Source organism: Paraburkholderia fungorum (assembly GCF_900099835.1).
Classification (GTDB): Bacteria; Pseudomonadota; Gammaproteobacteria; order Burkholderiales; family Burkholderiaceae; genus Paraburkholderia; species Paraburkholderia fungorum_A.
In genome coordinates, this window is the sequence record NZ_FNKP01000001.1 from 96,340 (window position 1) to 113,759 (window position 17,420).

15 protein-coding genes are annotated in these 17,420 nt (G+C 65.3%); 9 read left to right on the plus strand and 6 right to left on the minus strand.

Going from position 1 to position 17,420, the window contains the following annotated elements; all coding sequences use genetic code 11:
• Nucleotides 1-109 precede the first annotated feature (109 nt).
• On the plus strand, nt 110-1,072 hold the full coding sequence (locus BLS41_RS00460; protein ID WP_074762440.1) for a LysR family transcriptional regulator: 963 nt from the start codon (nt 110-112) through the stop codon (nt 1,070-1,072).
• An 88-nt stretch (nt 1,073-1,160) separates the two neighbouring features.
• Here BLS41_RS00460 and BLS41_RS00465 read toward each other — a convergent pair whose 3' ends face one another.
• Nucleotides 1,161-2,819 carry a GMC family oxidoreductase gene (locus BLS41_RS00465; RefSeq protein WP_074762441.1) on the minus strand — a complete coding sequence of 553 codons (1,659 nt, stop codon included), beginning with the start codon at nt 2,817-2,819 and terminating at the stop codon, nt 1,161-1,163.
• A gap of 333 nt (nt 2,820-3,152) precedes the next feature.
• Between BLS41_RS00465 and BLS41_RS00470 the strand changes: the two genes are divergently transcribed.
• Both BLS41_RS00470 and BLS41_RS00475 read left to right on the plus strand, forming a co-directional pair.
• Nucleotides 3,153-4,847, plus strand: coding sequence for an isovaleryl-CoA dehydrogenase (locus tag BLS41_RS00470; RefSeq protein WP_074766171.1), 1,695 nt, complete (start codon nt 3,153-3,155; stop codon nt 4,845-4,847).
• 108 nt (nt 4,848-4,955) lie between these two features.
• Nucleotides 4,956-6,374 (plus strand): coniferyl aldehyde dehydrogenase, encoded by a 1,419-nt coding sequence (locus BLS41_RS00475; RefSeq protein ID WP_074762442.1) that lies wholly within the window; start codon nt 4,956-4,958, stop codon nt 6,372-6,374.
• Nucleotides 6,375-6,420: 46 nt separating this feature from the next.
• Here BLS41_RS00475 and BLS41_RS00480 read toward each other — a convergent pair whose 3' ends face one another.
• The 5 genes from BLS41_RS00480 to fliE all read right to left on the minus strand — a co-directional run bounded on the left by BLS41_RS00480 (nt 6,421) and on the right by fliE (nt 9,762).
• Entirely contained in the window at nt 6,421-6,780 is a 360-nt protein-coding gene (locus BLS41_RS00480) for an EscU/YscU/HrcU family type III secretion system export apparatus switch protein (protein ID WP_074762443.1), read from the minus strand.
• Nucleotides 6,780-8,219 (minus strand): flagellar hook-length control protein FliK, encoded by a 1,440-nt coding sequence (locus tag BLS41_RS00485; protein WP_074762444.1) that lies wholly within the window; start codon nt 8,217-8,219, stop codon nt 6,780-6,782. The genes BLS41_RS00480 and BLS41_RS00485 overlap by 1 nt, the downstream gene beginning before the upstream one ends.
• A gap of 97 nt (nt 8,220-8,316) precedes the next feature.
• A complete protein-coding gene (locus tag BLS41_RS00490; protein ID WP_074762445.1) occupies nt 8,317-8,643 on the minus strand; it encodes a flagellar protein FliT in 327 nt (108 codons plus the stop codon).
• Complete coding sequence (gene fliS, locus BLS41_RS00495; RefSeq protein ID WP_074762446.1) at nt 8,640-9,074, minus strand: flagellar export chaperone FliS; 435 nt, start codon at nt 9,072-9,074, stop codon at nt 8,640-8,642. The genes BLS41_RS00490 and fliS overlap by 4 nt, the downstream gene beginning before the upstream one ends.
• A gap of 346 nt (nt 9,075-9,420) precedes the next feature.
• Nucleotides 9,421-9,762 carry a flagellar hook-basal body complex protein FliE gene (gene fliE, locus BLS41_RS00500; protein WP_074762447.1) on the minus strand — a complete coding sequence of 114 codons (342 nt, stop codon included), beginning with the start codon at nt 9,760-9,762 and terminating at the stop codon, nt 9,421-9,423.
• Nucleotides 9,763-10,000: 238 nt separating this feature from the next.
• On the opposite strand from fliE, the gene fliF reads away from it, so the two are divergent.
• From fliF to BLS41_RS00530, 6 genes are all read left to right on the plus strand, one after another.
• Nucleotides 10,001-11,788, plus strand: coding sequence for a flagellar basal-body MS-ring/collar protein FliF (fliF, locus tag BLS41_RS00505; RefSeq protein WP_074762448.1), 1,788 nt, complete (start codon nt 10,001-10,003; stop codon nt 11,786-11,788).
• Nucleotides 11,778-12,773 (plus strand): flagellar motor switch protein FliG, encoded by a 996-nt coding sequence (fliG, locus tag BLS41_RS00510; protein ID WP_074762449.1) that lies wholly within the window; start codon nt 11,778-11,780, stop codon nt 12,771-12,773. The genes fliF and fliG overlap by 11 nt, the downstream gene beginning before the upstream one ends.
• Nucleotides 12,760-13,449 (plus strand): flagellar assembly protein FliH, encoded by a 690-nt coding sequence (gene fliH, locus BLS41_RS00515; RefSeq protein ID WP_171910176.1) that lies wholly within the window; start codon nt 12,760-12,762, stop codon nt 13,447-13,449. Before fliG ends, fliH begins: the two co-directional genes overlap by 14 nt.
• On the plus strand, nt 13,443-15,179 hold the full coding sequence (gene fliI, locus BLS41_RS00520; RefSeq protein WP_074762451.1) for a flagellar protein export ATPase FliI: 1,737 nt from the start codon (nt 13,443-13,445) through the stop codon (nt 15,177-15,179). The genes fliH and fliI overlap by 7 nt, the downstream gene beginning before the upstream one ends.
• A gap of 11 nt (nt 15,180-15,190) precedes the next feature.
• On the plus strand, nt 15,191-15,640 hold the full coding sequence (gene fliJ, locus BLS41_RS00525) for a flagellar export protein FliJ (RefSeq protein WP_074762452.1): 450 nt from the start codon (nt 15,191-15,193) through the stop codon (nt 15,638-15,640).
• A gap of 114 nt (nt 15,641-15,754) precedes the next feature.
• Nucleotides 15,755-17,296, plus strand: coding sequence for a flagellar hook-length control protein FliK (locus BLS41_RS00530; protein WP_074762453.1), 1,542 nt, complete (start codon nt 15,755-15,757; stop codon nt 17,294-17,296).
• Nucleotides 17,297-17,420 lie beyond the last annotated feature (124 nt).

The following is a 17,420-nucleotide window of genomic DNA, read 5'->3' on the forward strand; positions in this document are numbered from 1 at the left end:
TCCCTGGATGGACTTCGGAAAAAAGTCAGTATAGGTTGCACTGCATCATAAATATAATGACTTACAATCATCGAAATTATTCCAAATTGGAATTTCGGAGCCCGAGATCGTGGAACTACGTGCGTTGCGATACTTCGTCGAAGTGGTTCGTCAGCAAAGCTTCACCGTCGCCGCCGAGCAGATGTTCGTCACGCAGCCGACCATCAGCAAGATGGTGAAGTCGCTGGAAGACGAAATCGGCTCGCCGCTGCTGCTGCGCGACGGGCGTCAGATGGTGCTGACCGATGCCGGCCGCATCGTTTATCAGCGCGGACAGGACGTGCTCGCGGCGCATGCGCGATTGCAGGCCGAACTGAACGATCTCGGCACGCTCGAGGGTGGCGAACTCACCATCGGAATCCCGCCGATGGGCGGGGCGCTGTTCACGCCGGCCATCGCGGCGTTCCGTCAGCGGTATCCAAAAATCGAACTGAAGCTGTTCGAGCAGGGTTCGCGCGCGATCGAAACAGCGTTGATCAACGGGGAACTGGAACTCGGCGGAGTGCTGCAACCGGTCGACCCGGAAAACATCGAAGTACTGCCGATGACGCGTCAACTTCTTTGGCTCGTCTCGCGCACGGGTTCGCAGTGGGACGCGCTGCACGAGGTGCCGCTCGCGCAACTGGCGAACGAGCCGTTCGTGTTCTACGGCGAGAGTCTCGCGCTGAACGACGTGGTGCTGAATGCGTGCCGCGCGGCGGGCTTTGCACCGACGATCGTCGGGCGCAGCGGACATTGGGATTTCATGGCGGCGCTGGTGCTGGCCGGAGTCGGCATTGCATTGCTGCCCGCGCCTTATTGCCGACGGCTCGATCCCGCGCAATTCACGTGCTTGCCGGTCGTCGAACCGGAGATTCCATGGGAAATGGCGATTGGCTGGCGCCGCAACGGTTATCTGTCGCATGCGGCGCGCGCGTGGCTCGAGGTGGCCCGCGAAACGCTGCCCGGCCAGGCGGGCGATGAATTCATGCTCGGCCCGGGAATCGGGATGACGAGTATCGCAGCGGCACCGCCAACGCCGTCAGCCGAATGACGAAACGCCGGTTCGCATCTGACGATGACTTGAGCCGGCTGAATGACGGTCGCGCATCGAATTCGATGCTGCACGACCGTCAGTCAATTCAAGCCGCCGACGCAGCCTTTACCTGCACGTCGTTCGAGACCGTTCTCAACGGTCCCTGCCCATCCCGCCGACTCGCTGCAATCAACTCGGCAGCACGTTCGCCGATCATCACCGTCGGCGCATTCGTGTTCCCGCCGATCAACGTCGGCATCACCGATGCATCGACGATCCGCAGCCCGGTCACGCCCCTCACCCGCAATTGCGGATCGACGACCGAACGCACATCGCCGCCCATCCGGCAGGTCGCGACCGGGTGATAGATCGTATCGGCGTGTTCGGCGATGGTGCGGCGCAATTCCGCCTCCGATTGCCCCGAATGCGTGTACAACTCGCGCCCGCCGTGTACCGCGAGCGACGGCGAATCGAGAATGCGCCGCGCCATCTTCGCGCCGTCCACCAGCAGATCGAGATCGCGCGAATCGCTGAGAAAGCGTGGATCGATCAACGGCGCGGTGCGTGCATCGGGGCTGGCGAGCATGACGCTGCCACGACTGTGCGGCCGCAGCACGCAAACATGCAGCGAATAGCCGTGTCCCCAATGCATATGACGGTTGTGATCGTCGACGATGGCGGCGCAGAAATGCAGTTGCAGATCGGGCCGGTCGAGCGTCGGACTGCTCTTCAGAAAACCGCCCGCCTCGGCGACATTGCTCGACAGCATGCCGCGCCCCTCACGCATGAACGTGACGAACTGCGGCAGCATCCGCGCGATGCCGCGCAGCGAAAAGCCCGTCGGCTCGATCGATGAAACGCGCTTGTTGATCGTGAAATCGACGTGATCGATGAGGTTCTGGCCGACCTCGGGCGCGTCGTGCAACACATTGATGCCGTGCGATTGGAGATGTGCGGCAGGCCCGATGCCCGAGCACATCAGCAGTTGCGGCGAGTTGAACGCGCCCGCCGCGAGCACCACCTCGGCGCGCGCTTCGAGCGTTTCGGTTTTGCCGCCCCGCACGATCTCGACGCCACTCGCGCGCTTGCCCTCGAAAGTCACGCGTAGCACAGTGGCGTCCGCGATCGTATGCAGGTTGGGACGTGCGCGGTCGTAGATATAGGCACGCGCGACGCTGCAACGGCGTCCGTCGCGCTGCGTCACCTGATAAAAGCCGACGCCTTCCTGATCCGCGCCGTTGAAATCGCCATTCCGCTTGTAACCGGCTTCGAGCGCCGCCTTCACGAAACGCTTCGAAAACGGGTTCTGATAGCGCAGATCCGAAACGGTCAGCGGCCCGGCATCGCCGTGCCACGCGTCGGCACCGCGCTCGTTGCCTTCGGCGCGCCGGAAGTACGGCAGCACGTCCGACCACGACCACCCTTCGCAGCCCAGTCGTGCCCATTCGTCGTAATCGAGTGGATGGCCGCGCGTGTAGATCATCGCGTTGATCGCGCTCGATCCGCCGAAGCCGCGTCCACGCGGCTGATAGCCTTGCCGTCCGTCGAGCCCCGGTTGCGGAGTCGTCAGATAACCGTAATTGGTTTTGAGCTTTTGCGGCACGACGACCGCGACGCCCACCGGCATGTTGACGAACAGATTGCGGTCCGTATGCGGACCGGCTTCGATCAGCGCGATCGTCGCGTCGGGGCAGCTATCCGCGAGACGGCTCGCCAGCGAGCAACCGCCCGAGCCTGCACCGACGATGATGTAGTCGTATTGCATCCGCTCCTCCTTGTGGGCCGCGTTGCTCGCGAGCCCTGTCTCGTGCACACTTGTCTACGTGTGTTTCAACGGCATTGTAGGGAGCGTTCAGGGGCTGAGGCGGGTTCGTGCCAGAGCGATTCCTCTAAACGCAAGCGCCCCCGCGACCCTATGATGAAAGACGCGCTCGCGGCGGCCAGGCGGCCTTTCGCGGCATTCAAACAGCGCACGGCACGCGTCGTCCTCATAGCGTGCGACGTGACGCGCGGTAATGAAACAGCGCATATCTGGCGCATCAAAACACATCGTCGCGCGGCCCGGCAGCGGCGACCTCGCGGTGAACGGAGACAGCAGATGGAACGGCACAGCATCGGCCAGACGCACGAGGTGACAAACCAGGCTCCGCCGCTCGCGGACTACAACCTGTTTTCCTGCGACACCGCTCTGTTCGACGCACTCGAACGCGACGGCGCCGGCTGGCATCGCAAGACGCTGCTGCGGCACGGCGCGTCGCTCAGCACGCCTGACACGCTCGCACTCGCCGAACTCGCCAATCGTCATTCGCCCGAACTGATCACGCATAGCCCGCGCGGCGAACGGATCGACGCGCTGGAGTTTCATCCCGCGTGGCATGAACTGCTTTCGCTGCAGCGCCGCGAAGGCTTGCAGGCGCTGCCTTTTTCCGATCCGCAAGCGGGTGCAATGGTCGCGCGTTGCGCCAGTTACTTTCTGCATGCGCAACTCGAATCCGGTTCGCTGTGTCCGCTGACCATGACGTTTGCGAGCATCCCCGTGCTGCAACGCGAACCCGCGCTGTTCGAGATGCTGCGCGACAAGCTTTATGCGCGCGAGCACGATCCGCGTGATATTCCGCTCGGGCAGAAGCGATCCGCGATGATCGGCATGGGTATGACGGAGAAACAGGGCGGCTCCGATGTGCGCAGCAATCAGACTCGCGCATACCGAATCGCAGGCGGCGGACGCGGCGGCGAATACCGGCTCGTCGGGCACAAGTGGTTCTTCTCCGCGCCGCAATGCGACGCGCATCTCGTGCTCGCACGCACCGACGACCACGAAGGCGTCTCATGCTTCTTCGTGCCGCGTTTCGCGCCGGACGGCAGCAAGAACGCGGTCCAGGTTCAGCGTCTGAAAGACAAGCTCGGCAATCGCTCGAACGCGAGCGGCGAAGTCGAATTTCTCGACGCGTTCGGCGTGATGATCGGCGACGAAGGGCGCGGCGTGCCGACCATCATCGAAATGGCGAATTACACGCGGCTCGATTGCGTGATCGGCAGCGCGGCGCTGATGCGCGCGGCGCTGGTGCAGGCAATCCACCACGCGCGGCATCGCAGCGCGTTCGGCCGCCGTCTCGTCGATCAACCGTTGATGCGCAATGTCCTCGCCGATCTGGCGCTCGAATCGGAAGCGGCGACGGTGCTGTTCATGCGCCTCGCACGCGCGTTCGAAGCGTCCGCTGCTGACGCGTCTTCGTCGAATGCCTCTCCGGTCGAGCGCGCCTGGCGGCGCATCGTTACGCCCGCATCGAAATATTGGGTCTGCAAGCGCGCGCTGGAGTTCACCGGCGAGGCGATGGAAGTCTGGGGCGGCAACGGTTATGTCGAAACCGGCCCGATGGCGCGCTTCTATCGTGAGGCGCCGGTCAATTCGATCTGGGAAGGCTCGGGCAACGTAATGTGCCTCGACGTGCTGCGCGCGATGGAGCGCGAGCCCGAAGCCGCGCAGGCGCTGTTCGCGGCATGGCACGCGGACGCGCAGGCGCATCCTGCGTTGAGCGCCGCGCTCGGCAGGCTGGTCGCCACGCTCAACGGTCCCGCCGACGCCCGCGAAAGTTCTTCGCGGCGCATCGCCCAGCAGATCGTGCTGATCGCGCAGGGCACGCTGCTCGCGAAGCACGCGCCGACCGGAGTCGCCGACGCGTTTATCGCAACGCGTCTAGCTGATCATTGCGGCGAAAGCGGTCGCGTGTACGGCACGTTACCGGCGACATTCGATCACGCGGCGATCGTCGAGCGGGCTTTTCCCGCGTGAGCTTTTTCCAGGGCTCGCGCTAACGCCAATGCGTTTCGCCACACAACAATCACTAATCAGATAAGCGCGCCCGAACGCGCAACCTCATCCATCAGGGAGTGGACAGCCATGAAGAACGATCTGCCCGAAGTCGCCGCGCTCGAAGCGCTGCTGCGCGACCAGCGTCATGCGTATTTGCGCGCGCCGTATCCGTCGTGGGAAACCCGCGCGGCGCACCTGAAAGCGCTGCGCAAGGTCATGCTCGACAATCGCGACGCGCTCGCCGACACCATGCACGCCGACTTCGGCAATCGCGCGAAACAGGAAGTGCTGCTCGCCGAGTTTCTGCTGGTGAAGGAAGAGATCGACGCCGCGCTCAGGCACGGCAAACGCTGGATGAAAGCGCAGCGCCGCAGCACTAACAAATGGCTGCTGCCCGCGCGCGCGAAGGTCGTGCCGCAGCCGCTCGGCGTGGTCGGGATCATCGTGCCGTGGAATTATCCGGTGCTGCTCGCGGTGGGTCCGCTGATCAGCGCGTTGACCGCCGGCAATCGCGCGATCATCAAGATGTCCGAGCTGACGCCGCGCACCTCCGCGCTGTTCGAGCAACTGATCGGCCAGACCTTTTCGCGCGATCACGTCGCGGTCGTCAACGGCGACGCGACGCTGGCCGCCGCGTTCAGCGCGCAACCGTTCGATCACCTGCTGTTCACCGGTTCGACCAAGGTCGGCCATGAAGTGATGCGCGCCGCCGCCGAACATCTGACGCCGGTCACGCTCGAACTGGGCGGCAAGTCGCCGGCCATCATCGGTGCGCACGCGCGCTTCGATAATGCGGTGGATAACCTCGTCGCCGGCAAGACGCTGAACGCGGGCCAGACCTGCATCGCGCCGGATTATGTGCTGGTGCCGCGCGGCAAGGAGCAGGCGTTCATCGAACGGGCGCGCGCGCGAATGGCGAAGATGTATCCCGGCTTCGAACAGAATCCCGATTACACCTCGATCATTTCGGCGCGGCATTTCGAGCGTCTGGAGCGTCTCGCCGACGAAGCACTCGCCGCGGGCGCGCAACTGCACGCGCTGACCGGCACCGCGCCCGATCCGACGAGCCGCCGCTTTCCGCTGATCGTCGTCACGAACGCGCCGGACGAATGCGCGTTGATGCAGGAGGAAATTTTCGGGCCGTTGCTGCCGATCGTCCCGTACGACACGCTCGACGACGCCATCGCGTGGATCAACGCCCGGCCCCGCCCGCTCGCGCTGTATCTATATGCGGACGACAGCGGCACGATCGACCGCGTGACCCACGAAACGATTGCCGGCGGCATGGCGATCAACGAAACGCTGATGCATCTGGCGTGCGAAAGCCTGCCGTTCGGCGGTGTCGGCGCAAGCGGAATGGGGGCGTATCACGGCTACGAAGGCTTCGCCACGTTCTCGAAGATGAAGCCGGTGCTGACCCAGGCGCGGCTGAATGCGCGCGGCCTGATCTCGCCGCCGTACGGCAAGCGGGTCAACGCGCTGCTGAAGTTGATGATGCGGTTTTGAGGCCGAGGCCGGTCGACGCGAGCGCGCAACCCCGGCGCTCGCCTGTTCAACGCGTGGGCGTTTCGCCTGCGACGTCCGTCGCTACCACGTCGGTCACGTCCTGTTCGTCGTCGCTCGCGTTGTGGGCGGACTCGACATCCGCGCCGCTCTCCAGCCGATGCAACCACGCCAGCAATTCCGCCACCGCCTGATAAAGCTGCGGCGGAATGCGTGAGTCGAGGTCCACCTGCATCAGCAGGGACACCATCTCGGGCGCTTCGTGAACATACAGACCCGCTTCCTTGGCGCGCTGCACGATCATGTCGGCGACCAGGCCGTAGCCTTTGGCGACCACGCGCGGCGTGGCATCGCCACCCTGGGAGTCGTACACGAGCGCGGCCGCACTGCGGCGATTCTTGCGGCTCATCAGATATCCCAGTCGAAATCGGAACGCGGCGCGGCATCCGCGGGATGGCCGGACGCGCTCGCCGCCGCAGCAGAAGCGGTCGATGCAGCCGCCGCCGAAGCCGACCGCGCATAAGCCGAAGCCGCCGCCTGAGCGCCCGCCGAACTCGTCGCGCTGGCCCCGCTGCCGGGCACACCTCCGCCGATCTCGCGGATCAGCAAGCCGTTCAGCTCGATCCCCGCCGCCGCCAGCCGCTCACGAAAACTCTCGCCCTGCGTCACGAGCCGCGCCGCGCCGCCGGGACTCGCCTGCACGCGCGCGACCAGCCGCGTGCCGGTCAGCGTCAATTCGGCGTCGACGGTGCCGAGTGTCGGCAGCGACAACGTCAGACGCGTGCGCCACGGCTGATCGTCCTCGCTCGCGGCCCCGCCGCCGCTGCGGTCCCACTCGTCGCCGTCCTGTTCGATGGTCCAGTCGAGCCGCGCACCCGGCCACGCTTCGCCGGTCCAGCGAAACTGCCCGGTGGCGAGCAGATCCAGTTGCTGACGCACCAGCGGCACCGTCGCGGGATGCACGGCCGCCTGCTGCGAGGTCTGCGACGAACCGGATTCAAGGCTCGGTGCAGGCGCGTTATGCAGACTTGCGTGAGTGGATTGGGGCTGATTGTTCAGATCGGACAGCGAATTGGCCAGCACCTCGCCCGCGGCGAAACGCGCGGCTTGCGCCGTCAGGATCGATTGATTGGGGCGGGAAGCGGCGTTGGCGTTGGCATTCGCGTCCGGCGCTCCGTTGCCCGCGCCATTGGCCGCCGCCCCCGTGCCCTGCCGGTTGGCGGGATTCGGCGCGGACGCGTCGGTATCGTCGCCGGTCCAGTCGAGCGGCAATTGCGCGGCCTCGGCGACCAGCTTGTTCTGCGCTTCGTCGCCAAGACTGTCGGGCGAGCGCTGGCCCGCGAGCCACTGCGCAAGATGCGATTCGTAAAAGAGACCGCTGCCGCTGACGGTTTGTTCGAGCGCCGCCGCAAGCGCCGCGACCGGCAGCTGCGCCGCCGCGACACTGGCTGTTGCCGTTGCACCCGAAGCCGCAGCCGGCGCGGTGGTCGAGGTCGAGGTCGAGGTCGAGGCTGAAGCAGACGCCGCCGGCGTATCGAACAGCGGCATCCCTTCGACTTCCACGTCGAGCGCGGGCGCAGCCGCCCAGATCGGCGTCTGGCCGAGCACGGCCAGCGTCGCCTCGCCGCCCGAGCGCGCAATCGCGTCGAGCGTCAGCGCGACAGCCGACAGCGCGGTTTGCGCGGACGGCGGCGGCGGTGCAGCAGCCGTGGGAGGCGCGGTAGTCGGCGCGTTACCGACACCCGTCGCCCCGGTCTGCGAGGTGGCCGCGCTGCCCGGCTGGATGCCGAGCAGACTGTCGACCCGGCTCGTCAGTGCCGAAGCGATAGCCGTGTCGATTCCGTTCATGCCGATTCCTTGGTCACATTGGCGGCTGCCCGCTCAACAAAAACGCGTCGGGGCGCAGTGCGCCGGACGCGTCGTACGCGGATGCAGCCGGGGTGCCCTAGCGCAACCCGTAGAGTTCCTTCAGCACGCGGGTCGGCCGGCCGGCGAACAGCGCCGACAGATTGGCCATGCGCGGATTCGCCAGATCGCGGATCGCGGCGTCGTCGGCGAGGATCTGCCGGATCAGCGCGTATTTGCGCAGACGCTCGGCTTCGTCGAGTTTGACCTCGGAATCAGCCTCCTTCAACGCCTCCACCAGATGCCGGTACTCCTCCTGCAAGTGGACCAGGTCGCTCCACAGTGCTCGCCGGGCTGCCGTCAACATGCGGCAGGAAATCGCTGCGACCGCCTCGTAGCGGGCGAAATATTCTGCGTTCGATGTCATCTCATGCTTTCCGCGGCCGGCTGGGCTGCCATCCGCGCGATCTCCGGGGCAATCCCGATCCATGCCTCTTCGAGCGTCGCCAGCAGGCCGTCGACTTCGACCAGCATTGCCTCGCTCTGTTTTATATTGGCTTCGAGCAGCCGCCGCGCCATGTAGCTATACAGCGCGTTCAACCGCCCCGCAATTTCACCGCCCACCTCAAGGTTGAGCGACGACTGCAGCCCGCTTTCTATGATCCGAATCGCCTTGCTGATCGCCTTGCCGCGATCAGGCACCTGGCCTTGCTGAAGATGCATGCGGGCCTGCGCGATAGCCTGCCTTGCGCCCTGATACAGCAACACGATCAGACGATGAGGACTTGCGCCCATCACACCCGTCTCGACGCCCACGCGTGCATACGCGTTGGCTCCAGCGTGTCCTTGGGAAAACATCAGCGCTCCTCCTCTCATACAGACTGCGGTTTGATCGTGGCGAACCGTTGCAGGGCGTCGACGACGTTTCGCAACTGGCTTATATCCGGGTTATCGGATTCGCGACGACAAAGCTTTAGCCCGATGTAAGGAGGATTAAGGGGCGTATCGCGCACGAGCAGGCTGCGCCGGACAGGCTCGTCGAACTCCTCACCTCGAGCCAAACCGGAAGCGCCCCGCCAGCAAGGGCGAAGGCAGCCTTAGCGGGACCGTCCTCACGGGCGATCCGCCGACACTCATGCAACATGCATCAAAAATGCACGCAGGAAGGCTTGGCGGACGGCCTCTCACACCGTCCGAAGCCCGCTTAGACCGACATTTGCGCGATTTCGTTATAAGCGGAGACCAGTTTGTTACGCACCTGCAAGCCAAACTGGAAGCCGACGTTGGCTTTCTGCATGTCGACCATCACGTCGTTCAGCGACACGTTGGACGAGCCCAGTTCGAACGCCTGCGATTCACCGATCGCCGTTTTCTGGTCGTCGCTGATCTTGTCGAGCGACGCCTTCATTGCCGAGGCAAAGCTGCCGGCCGTGGCTGCGCCGTTTCCCTGGGTCGCTGCTGGGTCGGTCGTGCCGCCGGCCGCCTGGGTCGCCATCGCTTGCATTTGTTGCAGCGCTGACGACAGCGCGTTCACGGGCATGGTCATGTTCTCTCCATTAAATGAACGACCGGCGCATTCAGCCGTACCGATCTGAACCGAAGCATAGCAAGGGCCTCCCGGTAGAAAGGCCCGAAACTAGGGGGGAAACCCGGCTCTATTCAACCAATCGGGTTGGGCCGCGCTGCGGATAATTTCAAGGGTGAAAGTCTCTGTCCGTACGCCCGCCGACCTCGGTGCGGCGGCAAGCGGCAGAACGCAAAGGCATCCCGGAGATACCCGACGCATGGATTCGTCAGCCAACTCATTGATCAACCCCGACGCCCGCATGGGGCTGGCCGGCGCGCAGCCTGGCGCCGGCGTGGCCGGTAGCGGCCAGCCAGGCGGCACCGATGGCCTCGGGGGACTCGGCGGCATGGGCGGCAACTTCACCCAGCGGCTGTCCGGCCTCGCGCAGATGCGCGGCAACCCACGCGCGCCGCTGATTTTCGCCGTCGCGCTGCTGGTGGCCATCGTGGCCGGCCTGTTCCTGTGGTCGCGCGCGCCGGACTACAAGGTGCTGTACAGCAACCTGTCCGACCGCGACGGCGGCTCGATCATCGCCGCGCTGCAAACAGCCAACATCCCGTACAAGTTCTCGGACAACGGTGGCGCGATCCTCGTGCCGGCCGATCAGGTGCACGAGATGCGCCTGCGCCTTGCATCGCAGGGTCTGCCCAAGAGCGGCTCGGTCGGCTTCGAACTGATGGACAACCAGAAGTTCGGTATCAGCCAGTTCGACGAGCAGATCAACTATCAACGGTCGCTGGAAGGCGAACTCGAACGCACGATCGAATCGATTTCGACGGTGAAATCGGCGCGCGTGCATCTGGCGATTCCGAAGCCTTCGGTGTTCGTGCGCGACAAGGAAGCGCCGTCGGCGGCCGTGCTGGTCAACCTGTACCCGGGCCGCGTGCTCGACGAAGGCCAGGTGGTCGCGATCACGCATATGGTGTCGTCGGCGGTGCCGGAAATGCCGGTGCATGGCGTGACGATTCTCGACCAGGACGGCAATCTGCTGACCCAGCCGACCACCGGCAACGGTCTGGATGCGTCGCAGCTGAAATATCGCCAGCAGATCGAGCGCAATACGCAGCAGCGTATCGACGCGATCCTGTCGCCGCTGTTCGGCTCGGGCAACGCGCACTCGCAGGTCAGCGCCGACATCGACTTCTCGCATAGCGAACAGACTTCGGAAAACTACGGCCCGAACGGCAATCCGCAGCAGGCGGCGATCCGCAGCCAGCAAAGCAGCAGCGCGACCGAAATGACCCAAAGCGGCGCGTCGGGCGTGCCGGGCGCACTGTCGAACTCGCCGCCGCAACCGGCGTCCGCGCCGATCACCGCCGGCAACGGCGCGAGCGGCGTGGTCACCACGCCGGTCAGCGATCACAAGGATTCGACCACCAATTACGAACTCAACAAGACCGTGAGCCACGTCGATCAGCCGATGGGCGGCATCAAGCGCCTGTCCGTCGCGGTGGTCGTGAACTACATGCAGGTCACCGACGCGAAGGGTCACACGAGCATGCAGCCGGTCACCGCCGACAAGCTCGCGCAGGTCACGCAACTGGTGAAGGACGCGATGGGCTTCGACGCGCAGCGCGGCGACTCGGTCAACGTGGTCAACAGCGCGTTCACCGCCGAAGTCGACCCGGACGCGAACCTGCCGTGGTGGCGCACTCGCGACATGATCGCGCTGTACAAGCAGATCGCGACCTACCTCGGCATCGGCGCAGTGGCCCTGTTCCTGTACTTCGTGATGGTCAAGCCGGCGCTGCGCCGCGCGTTCCCGCCGCCGGAGCCGGTCGTCCCGGCGCTGGCGTCGCCAGACGAGCCGATCCTGCTGGACGGCATCCCGGCCGCCGAGCGCGAAGGCGCGGTGGTCGAGATCGAAACCGACAGCGAAACGCTCGCGCTCGAAAACGCGAAACACAAATATGAGCGGAACCTGGAATTCGCACGCGGTATCGCGCGCCAGGATCCGAAGATCGTTGCAACTGTCGTGAAAAATTGGGTGTCCGATGAGCGCTGAAGGCGTAATGAAAAGCGCGCTGCTGCTGATGTCGATCGGCGAGGAAGAAGCTGCGCAGGTGTTCAAGTTCCTCGGTCCGCGCGAGGTCCAGAAGATCGGCGTCGCGATGGCCGCGCTGAAGAACGTGACCCGCGAACAGGTCGACGAAGTGCTGCAGGAGTTCGTCAAGGAAGCCGAACAGCACACCGGCATGTCGCTGGATTCGAACGAGTACATCCGTTCGGTGCTGACCAAGGCGCTCGGCGACGACAAGGCCGGCGCGATCATCGACCGGATTCTGCAGGGCAGCGATACCAGCGGTATCGAGGGCCTGAAGTGGATGGATTCGGCCGCGGTCGCGGAACTCATCAAGAACGAGCATCCGCAGATCATCGCGACGATCCTCGTTCACCTGGACCGCGATCAGGCGTCGGAAATCGTCGCGTGCTTCACCGAGCGTTTGCGTAACGACGTGCTGTTGCGGATCGCGACGCTCGACGGCATCCAGCCGGCCGCGCTGCGCGAACTCGACGACGTGCTGACAGGCCTGCTGTCGGGCAGCGACAACCTCAAGCGCAGCCCGATGGGCGGTATCCGCACGGCGGCCGAAATTCTTAACTTCATGTCGAGTAACCATGAAGAAGGCGTTATTGAGAATGTTCGCCAGTACGACGCGGAACTCGCGCAGAAGATCATCGATCAGATGTTTGTGTTCGAGAACCTGCTCGATCTGGAAGACCGCGCGATCCAGCTGCTGCTGAAGGAAGTCGAGTCCGAAGCGTTGATCATCTCGCTGAAGGGCGCGGCCCCCGCGCTGCGCCAGAAGTTCCTGTCGAACATGTCGCAGCGTGCTGCCGAACTGCTCGCCGAAGACCTCGACGCGCGCGGTCCGGTCCGCGTCTCCGAAGTCGAGACGCAGCAGCGCCGCATTCTGCAAATCGTGCGCAACCTGGCCGAAGGCGGCCAGATTGTTCTAGGCGGCAAGGCGGAAGATGCGTATGTCTGATTCCAACTCCCCGGCGAAGGACAGCCTGTCGGCGTACCAACGCTGGGAGATGGCCTCGTTCGATCCGGTGCCGCCCGCGCCGGAGCCCACCGAACCCGAGTTCGACCACGGCGCGTTCGAGGCGGAACTGAACCGCCGCCGCGACGCCGCGCATGCACAGGGCATCGCATCGGGTCATGTGGCGGGTCAGGCGCTCGGCTATCAGGCCGGTTACGACCAGGGTCATGCGCAGGGTTTCGCACAGGGTCAGACCGAAGCGCGTGAAGAAGCGGCGCGGCTTGCTGCTTTGGCCGCGACTTTCAAGACGGCGCTCGAAGGCGCGCAGGGCGCGATCTCCGAAACGCTGGTCTCGCTCGCGCTGGACATCGCGCAGCAGGTGGTGCGCCAGCACGTGCAGCACGATCCGACGGCGCTGATCGCCGCCGCGCGCGAAGTGCTCGCCACCGAACCCGTGCTGGTTGGCGCGCCCGCGTTGATCGTGAGTCCTGCCGATCTGCCGGTGGTCGAAGCCTATCTGATGGAAGAATTGCAGACGCGCGGCTGGACTGTGCGGACCGACGCATCGGTGGAACGCGGCGGCTGCCGCGCGCAAGCCGCCACCGGCGAGGTGGATGCCGGCATCGACACGCGCTGGGAGCGCGTCGCCGCCGCGCTCGGCAAGGTGAGCACATGGTAAAGCCGACGCTCGAAGAGATCCGCGCCAGCGATCTGACACCGCTCGAACGTGAGCTGGCGTTGGCGTCGTTCGGCGCAGAGGCGCTCGCGGATCAATCGGTGAAAGGCGCGCAAAGTGCGTCGCCGGCTGCGTCGCGCGGTTCGGCACGCGGGCATGCGGCCGCCGGTTCCGCTCCCGCTCCCGCTCCCCTTCCCGCTTCGAGCCGCAACGCCGGCAAAGCGAACGACAAACCCGTAGTAGCAGCTGCTGCGGATGCGGACTCCGCCCCCGTTTCAGACTCCGCTCTGGACCTGGAAGCCGACCTCCCTTCGAGCCCGGCTTCACTCCCCTCTCTGCCCCAATACGATCCCGCTCTCGACAGCAATCCGCACGTTCTGGCCTGGCGCGGCCGGCTCGACGCGTTGCGCGAGCGCAACGCCATCGCGCGGCCCATGCGCGCTTGCGGACGGCTGACGCGCGCCGCCGGTCTGGTGCTCGAAGCCGTGGGATTGCGCCTGTCGGTGGGCGCCGAAGTGATGATCGAACTGCCGCAAGGCAGCTCGCTGCCGATGGCCGAAGCCGAAGTCGTCGGTTTTTCCGGCGACAAACTGTTTCTGATGCCGACCACCGAAGTGATCGGCCTGCTGCCCGGCGCGCGCGTCTTTCCGCTCGAAAGCGCGCCGATCGCCGATCCGAACGCGGGCGCGAAACGTCTGCCGGTCGGCTGGGAATTGCTGGGCCGCGTGCTGGATGCGTCCGGCCGTCCGCTCGACGGGCTCGGCCCGCTCGGCACGCACTCCGATGCGCCGCTGTCCGCGCCGGTCATCAATCCGCTGAATCGCGAGCCGATTCACAAGGTGCTCGACGTCGGCGTGCGCGCGATCAACGCGCTGCTGACCGTGGGACGCGGCCAGCGGATGGGGTTGTTCGCCGGTTCGGGCGTCGGTAAATCGGTGCTGCTCGGCACGATGGCGCGCTACACCAGCGCCGAAGTGATCGTGATCGGCCTGATCGGCGAACGCGGCCGCGAAGTGAAGGAATTCATCGAGCAGATTCTCGGCGAGGAAGGTCTCGCGCGATCCGTGGTGATCGCCGCGCCCGCCGACGTGTCGCCGCTGCTGCGGATGCAGGCCGCTTCGTACTCCACCTCGCTCGCCGAATATTTCCGCGATCAGGGCAAGCACGTTCTGCTGCTGATGGATTCGCTGACCCGCTACGCAATGGCCCAGCGCGAAATCGCGCTGGCCGTGGGCGAGCCGCCCGCCACCAAAGGTTATCCGCCGTCGGTGTTCGCGAAGCTGCCGGCGCTGGTCGAACGCACCGGCAACGGGCCGGAGGGCGGCGGCTCGATCACCGCGTTCTACACCGTGCTGACCGAAGGCGACGACCAGCAGGACCCGATCGCCGACTCCGCGCGGGCGATTCTCGACGGCCACATCGTGCTGTCGCGCTCGCTGGCCGAGGCCGGCCACTATCCCGCGATCGATATCGAAGCGTCGATTAGCCGGGCAATGACCGCGCTCATCGACGATAACCACCTGAACAAGACGCGTATGTTCAAGCAGATGCTGTCGCGCTATCAGCGCAACCGCGATCTGATCAACGTGGGCGCGTATTCCAGCGGACGCGACGCCGTGCTCGACCGGGCGATCGCGCTGTATCCGCGGATGGAAGCATTTTTGCAGCAAGGGTTTCGCGAGTGCGCGAACTTTGAACCGAGTGTCGGCATGCTCGACGCGCTGTTTGCCTAAGGAGCCTGACGATGGCGAAGCACTTTCCGATCAAGACGCTTATCGGCCTTGCGCAGGACGACGTGGACGCTGCCGCACAACGACTGGGCCGCGCGCAGCGCGAGCGCAACGATGTCGAAGCCCAGCTCAACGCGCTGATCCAGTACCGCGACGAATACCACTCGCGTTTTAACGCGACCGCGCAGACCGGCATGCCGGCAGGCAATATGCGCAATTTTCAGGCATTCATCGACACGCTCGACGCCGCCATCGAACAGCAGCGCAGGCTGCTGACGACGGCCACAGCGCGGGTCGAAGCGGCCAAGCCCGACTGGCAGCGTCAGAAGCAGAAGCTTGGCTCGTATGAGGTGTTGCAGGCGCGCGGCGAAGCTGCCGAAGCGAAAACCGTTGCGCGGCGCGATCAACGCGACGCCGACGAACATGCCGCGCGGATTCTGCGGATGCGCACGGAAGGCGTCTGACCAGCAGTGCGTGTTGTGGCCGTACGCGTTTTAAATCTCTTGAAATGTCTTGATGCGAGCGGCCTCCGCTTGCCCGACTAAACACTCCGTTTTGACGGTTTGACAGGATTTCCTATGTCGCTTTTTTCACAGATCGGCTCGTTACTCGGCTCGACCACCAACCAGTCGGCGAGCGCCGCCGCAACCGCCGCCGCGAACGCGATTCCGTTCTCGCAGACCTTGCAGCAGAGCATCGTTCAGCAGAACAGCGCGGCGCAGAGCCAGCAGCAGGCTTCGGCGTCGACGGCTTCTTCGGCCTCTTCTTCCACGTCGTCTTCGTCGCAGGCGGCCGCCTCGCAGGCGTCTTCGTCGAGCGTGCATGACGCACCGCCGCCGGCCGATTCGTCGACCCAAAGCGCGAGCGACGCGAGCAGCAGCGATCAGCAGAGTAGTGGCACGACGTCGGCGTCGTCCGCTGGGTCGTCGGGCGCTGCGGACAGCACGCAGGCCTCGAACGGCAAAACCGGCGCGACGCATCCGGCGAAAAACGGCAATACCGCGAGCGCGACCGATGCAGCGACCGCAGCAGCGTCCGCTGCCGCGCAGGCCCAGGCCCAGGCGCAAGCCCAGGCTGACGCCGCGAACGCGACCGCACAGAACGCGGACGACTCCGACACGACGCTGGCCGACGCCGCAGCAGCGCTGGCCGGCGCAGGCACGACCACGACGGCAACGGCGACGACCGGCGCAACCACCGGCAAGAAAACCGCGACCGATCCCAAATCTGTTCAGGACGCTTTGCAGGCCGCGCTTTCCGCGCTGACCAGCGGCCAGGGCGCGGTATCGGCGCAGGCGCTGGCGGCCGGCGCGGCGGCGAACGCCAAGCCCGAGGGAACTGCGACCGGCGGCCTGAGTGGATCGGCTGATGGCAAGACGCTGATGTCCGGCTTGCTCGGCGAGGGCAAGGGATCGAGCGCGAAGTCCGCGCTGACGGCCGCGACGACGGCTGCCGCGACGGCACTGGCAGACCCGACCGCCGGCAAATCATCGCTGGACGCGTTGGCGGCGGCCGCTGCCAACGGCTCGCAGGCAGACAACCTCGCGACCTTCAAGAGCGCCGCCGACGCCGCGACCGCCGCGCAGGCGGCAGCACAAGCCGCTGCGAGCGCGGCGGGCACGACAACGGCAGTCCAGAGCACCGGCAACGCCAGCGCGGCCGATGCCGCCAACGCGTTGACTCCGCAGGTCGGCACGAATGATTGGGAAGACGCGTTGAGCCAGAAGGTGGTGTTTCTGTCGAACGCGCACTCGCAGAGTGCCGAACTGACATTGAACCCGAAGGATCTCGGACCGTTGCAGGTTGTGTTGCAGGTCGCCGACAACCATGCCCATGCGTTGTTCGTGTCGCAGCACCAGTCCGTGCGCGAAGCCGTCGAAGCCGCGCTGCCGAAGTTACGCGAAGCGATGGAATCGAACGGAATTGGCCTGGGAAGCGCGAGCGTGAGCGACGGCTTCGCTGGCCAGAGCAGCGGCCAGCAGTACGCCAATTCCGGCCAGTCGAGCGGCAAATCCAGCGGTAATCGCGGATCGATAGCCGGCGTCGACGCGGCCGACACCGAAACCGTGGCAAACGTCCCAGTCCGCAAAACCGTGGGCCTGGTCGACACATTCGCATGACAGGTGGAAGGCGCTTTGATTGAAGCCTCAGGGCGCCGAACAGACGCCGGACGCGCCCGGCTGAATTTGCGCTGGCGCGTTAGTTAAGCCGTGCCGGGCGACCCGAACGCGCCGATTTAGTCGC

What these genes read in the sequence shown, in the direction of transcription:
- BLS41_RS00480 (WP_074762443.1), bottom strand. Translation starts at nt 6,780, where the DNA reads ATGAGCCGCAAGAATCGCCGCAGTGCGGCCGCGCTCGTGTACGACTCC.
- BLS41_RS00485 (WP_074762444.1), bottom strand. Translation starts at nt 8,219, where the DNA reads ATGAACGGAATCGACACGGCTATCGCTTCGGCACTGACGAGCCGGGTC.
- fliF (WP_074762448.1), top strand. Translation starts at nt 10,001, where the DNA reads ATGGATTCGTCAGCCAACTCATTGATCAACCCCGACGCCCGCATGGGG.
- fliJ (WP_074762452.1), top strand. Translation starts at nt 15,191, where the DNA reads ATGGCGAAGCACTTTCCGATCAAGACGCTTATCGGCCTTGCGCAGGAC.
- fliE (WP_074762447.1), bottom strand. Translation starts at nt 9,762, where the DNA reads ATGACCATGCCCGTGAACGCGCTGTCGTCAGCGCTGCAACAAATGCAA.
- fliI (WP_074762451.1), top strand. Translation starts at nt 13,443, where the DNA reads ATGGTAAAGCCGACGCTCGAAGAGATCCGCGCCAGCGATCTGACACCG.
- fliH (WP_171910176.1), top strand. Translation starts at nt 12,760, where the DNA reads ATGCGTATGTCTGATTCCAACTCCCCGGCGAAGGACAGCCTGTCGGCG.
- fliG (WP_074762449.1), top strand. Translation starts at nt 11,778, where the DNA reads ATGAGCGCTGAAGGCGTAATGAAAAGCGCGCTGCTGCTGATGTCGATC.
- BLS41_RS00470 (WP_074766171.1), top strand. Translation starts at nt 3,153, where the DNA reads ATGGAACGGCACAGCATCGGCCAGACGCACGAGGTGACAAACCAGGCT.
- BLS41_RS00490 (WP_074762445.1), bottom strand. Translation starts at nt 8,643, where the DNA reads ATGACATCGAACGCAGAATATTTCGCCCGCTACGAGGCGGTCGCAGCG.
- BLS41_RS00465 (WP_074762441.1), bottom strand. Translation starts at nt 2,819, where the DNA reads ATGCAATACGACTACATCATCGTCGGTGCAGGCTCGGGCGGTTGCTCG.
- fliS (WP_074762446.1), bottom strand. Translation starts at nt 9,074, where the DNA reads ATGTTTTCCCAAGGACACGCTGGAGCCAACGCGTATGCACGCGTGGGC.
- BLS41_RS00530 (WP_074762453.1), top strand. Translation starts at nt 15,755, where the DNA reads ATGTCGCTTTTTTCACAGATCGGCTCGTTACTCGGCTCGACCACCAAC.
- BLS41_RS00475 (WP_074762442.1), top strand. Translation starts at nt 4,956, where the DNA reads ATGAAGAACGATCTGCCCGAAGTCGCCGCGCTCGAAGCGCTGCTGCGC.